Source organism: Alkalibacterium iburiense, from assembly GCF_039521845.1.
In the GTDB taxonomy this organism is placed as follows: domain Bacteria; phylum Bacillota; class Bacilli; order Lactobacillales; family Carnobacteriaceae_A; genus Alkalibacterium; species Alkalibacterium iburiense.
This window is the reverse complement of sequence record NZ_BAAACW010000165.1, coordinates 1-369: the sequence shown is the minus strand read 5'-3', so window position 1 is coordinate 369 and position 369 is coordinate 1. Positions and strand designations below refer to the sequence as shown.

Annotated in this window: 1 pseudogene; it reads left to right on the top strand. The window is 45.0% G+C overall.

Annotated features, from left to right (window positions below):
* Positions 1-73 precede the first annotated feature (73 nt).
* Positions 74-369: pseudogene (locus ABDZ53_RS12290) on the top strand (hypothetical protein); the annotation flags it as partial.

The window sequence follows — 369 nt, the reverse complement described above, 5'->3', positions numbered from 1 at the left end:
CTCATGGAACAATCAGAACTATACGGTCACTCCAAATCATCTCGCTTTTCCTATTATGCAAAAGGGCAAATCAATGAAAACGGCTATTAAAGCTGTGCTAACGAGTGATCAGTTTGAGCTGTTATCTCAGTCAAAACGGGGAGCGATGCGTATCACAAAAAAAGGCTACCATTGGATAGCTCAGATTGCTTATCACGTTTTGCCGTCTGAGACTGTAGGGACAGACATCTTAGGCATCGATCTAGGTATTCTGTGTCCAGCTGTCGGTGTCGTGTCTTCCAGCGGTCAAACAGCTTTCTTCGGAAACGGACGAGCAAACAAAGGTATTCGCCGAAAGTATAAGAAGCTCAGACGGGAGTTAGGGAAGAA